The sequence below is a fragment of the Photobacterium japonica genome (assembly GCF_050337005.1).
Lineage (GTDB): Bacteria > Pseudomonadota > Gammaproteobacteria > Enterobacterales > Vibrionaceae > Photobacterium > Photobacterium japonica.
The window spans coordinates 1-2956 of sequence record NZ_JAKJSN010000117.1 but is presented as its reverse complement, the minus strand read 5'-3'; the positions used below and the strand labels follow the sequence as shown (position 1 = coordinate 2956).

At 42.6% G+C, this 2956-nt stretch carries 1 protein-coding gene and 2 pseudogenes; 1 reads left to right on the top strand and 2 read right to left on the bottom strand.

Annotation, left to right across the window (positions count from 1 at the left end):
* Positions 1–223: 223 nt before the first annotated feature.
* Both L4C36_RS23520 and L4C36_RS23515 read right to left on the bottom strand, forming a co-directional pair.
* Positions 224–388: pseudogene (locus L4C36_RS23520) on the bottom strand (IS256 family transposase); the annotation flags it as partial.
* Positions 389–498: 110 nt separating this feature from the next.
* On the bottom strand, positions 499–1830 hold the full coding sequence (locus L4C36_RS23515; protein ID WP_428480190.1) for an MFS transporter: 1332 nt from the start codon (positions 1828–1830) through the stop codon (positions 499–501).
* A gap of 479 nt (positions 1831–2309) precedes the next feature.
* Between L4C36_RS23515 and L4C36_RS23510 the strand changes: the two are divergent.
* Positions 2310–2956 (top strand): annotated as a pseudogene (locus L4C36_RS23510) (hypothetical protein); the annotation flags it as partial.

The window sequence follows — 2956 nt, the reverse complement described above, 5'->3', positions numbered from 1 at the left end:
TATTTATGCTAAGCATAGAGAAATAATGGATAAGGAAGATGAAAAAAATCAGTAATAACATGTATTGATATATATTAGATAGAGTTCGAAGGTCAGTATATTTTCTTGCGATTATTTAAGGAGGAATATATCAGGAGTGAGTGGTAAGAAATTGATATTTAATTTCAGTAAGGATAGCCAGTTATCATTATGAGGTAGGGTGTTAAAGTTCTGTGTAGCATAATCACAGATCTACATATTCATCGACTCTACCAGGAAAGTGGATACTTCGCTGAGATAATGTCAGGTTCCAATTCTGCACTGGATGTGTCCACTTCTCTGATACCTTTAAAATCCCAGCATAAACCAGTTTCAGCAAGCAGGTTTCGTTGGAAAAACTGTGCTGTGTACAACGCTCATTTTGGTGCGGCAACCCGCTAACGGACAAAGGCTAATGAGCGCTATTGAAATTGATTCGCAAGGGCTCATTAGCAAGGGTTCAATGCTTATGCTGGGTGTTTAAAAAATGGCTTTCTTCTTATGCTGTATATAAAAGACAGCACTGATTACAACGAACAAAAAGGTAAAATAATAAAAAAACGAGGAAAGTGACGCTAAAAAGTCGATGTGTTGCGCTATCTGTTGTTCGGTGTAGTTCTGAGAAACCAATTTGTAGTAGTAGGCATATAAAACGCCGATTGAGCCGTACCCCAGGTTAAACATGAGACCTTTGAAACTGAGTACGGTCGCTCGGTTGTGTGATTCTGTATTTTTATTTAGGTGATAGCTAATGAAAATGTTCATCGTCATGATAATAAAGATCAAGATGAGCGCAGGTATAACGCCGTAAATTGACCAGCCCAAACTGATCCAGTAATAGGTTGCCATGGTGGCTACACCCATCACAAAAATGAACATTTTAGGCGCCATGCTTTCCGCTAAGCGACGGCTCTGCCCTGCCAATAGGATTTTGAGTAGACTGATCCCTGCGCCAATGAAACCAAAATAGAGAATGGGAATATCAATCGCACGATAATATTGGCTGTTCATGGTCAAAAACATACGTGACGTGTGTTCAAATAAGCTGTAGTAGAGCAAGATGAAGAGCACATAGGGCGTGGATAACACCCACTTACCCGTGAGGCCGGTTAATTTTAGGCTCGCGACCGTGTTTGCCCATTTCGTCGTATCTAGCGGTAATATTTTCTTCGCTTCTCGCATGTTGACGGCGGCATAAATGGCGAGCATAGCAACCAGTAAGGTGGCAAAAACAGGAATACGCATGATGTCTTGCGTGCTTTGCGGTGCGTCTAGGCCGAGGAAGGAATAGACGGTAGCCATAACGTTCACATCATACATAGCCGCGCCGACTAAGGTGACAAAAATGCCGATGCTTGAGGATATGCGAAGCTGAACTTGCAACACTTTTGGCCATGCATCTTCTTTACCTTGTTCCTTTAACGTGTCGTAAGCTAAGGCTTCATCCGCACCACTGGCCAAAGCCATCGCCAAGCCACTCAGTATTCGGTTGATCAAAAATACATTGAATACCAGCGTAGGATTGCTGGTAGGAACAAGCGCAATTATTGCGATTTCAATAAACATCACCAATGATGACAGCACAACGAGTTTTTTGCGGCCTAAAGTATCTGCAAATGCGCCAGATGGAACTTCAGCAAGCACAATTGTCGCCGCCCAGACTACGTTAAGGATGGCAAATTGAGAGAGCGTTAAGCCATAATCTAAGTAGAGAAGGGTGAATACCGGATAATAAAAGCGAGCAAAGTAGCTGCTTTGAAACATTAAAAAGTAGCGGACATTGCGTACTTCAAGGATCTCTTTGAATGTCATGGAATCTTCTGTATTTTTATTGCCATAGTAAAGGTTCGTCTTGCGCTATCATTAGGCTGCAAAACTATCGTTATTGAGGCGTTTTAGCCTTAAGAGGGGATTGTCCTAATGTTGGTATTCCAAACACGCTGACACTTAAATATCAGTAGTATAGCGGGCGCAAGATTACTGCTTGCCCCTATCTTATGCAACTTAATCTAGTGATATTGAGTATTATTCAAGGGTGGATAACATTTGCTGTTCAATGGGTCATGTTCTGGCTGTCTTTTCGCGTAACTGCCCCCATTCAAAGAAAATTCAAGTGATGTAAATTAGTGGGTTATCCCTTTTCTTCGTTTCATTATCGTGACCTGTCTCCACGGTCTGCACATACACACTATCCCCCGATCCCCTAAACCACTGAAAATAGCCCTGAGCGTTGACCCTCGTCATACGGCAACCCTCCTACACCCACAACCTTCAAGGATTGCAGCACGCACATGAAACTTAAAACCTCCTCCTCGATACTCGCAGGCATGTTTACTTTTATGAGCGTCATCGCGTCCAGTCAAGCCTCTGCATATGACTGCGATGCGAGTTGCCAAGCCCACATTGAGCAAGGCGTAAAGCTGTATAACCAGTTTGAATATGATCAAGCCAAAGCCGTTTTCCAAGCTGAGGCCGATAAAGGTAATGCGCATGCAATCTATTGGTTGGGCGTGACACAATATGCGACAGGCGGGACTTATGAGTCGGGCCAGAATTTTTTGAAGGCGGCAAATATGGGTAATCCATGGGCAATGGATATTCTTGTTCCGGATGATTATACCGGTCGTTGTGAAATGGCGGGATGGCCCTGTGATGAAAAATGGGCAGAGAAAGCCTTGAAAGGCTGGGAACAGCTAGCAGGGAAAGGTGATGGTAAGGCTAAATATGCACATTTTATCAGAAGTGAACACTGGTGGGATAGTGTGCCATTTTATCGTCAATCAAAGAGAAATGAAGTTTATGATGATATCATCAAGCATGGTGGCTATATGCTATTAAATTCTGGAGTAGAGTGGAATTCTCATGAAGATAGAGTAAATTACTTATTAAAGGCGGCTGAGAATGGTTACGTTCCTGCAATGTATTCACTATTTTATTT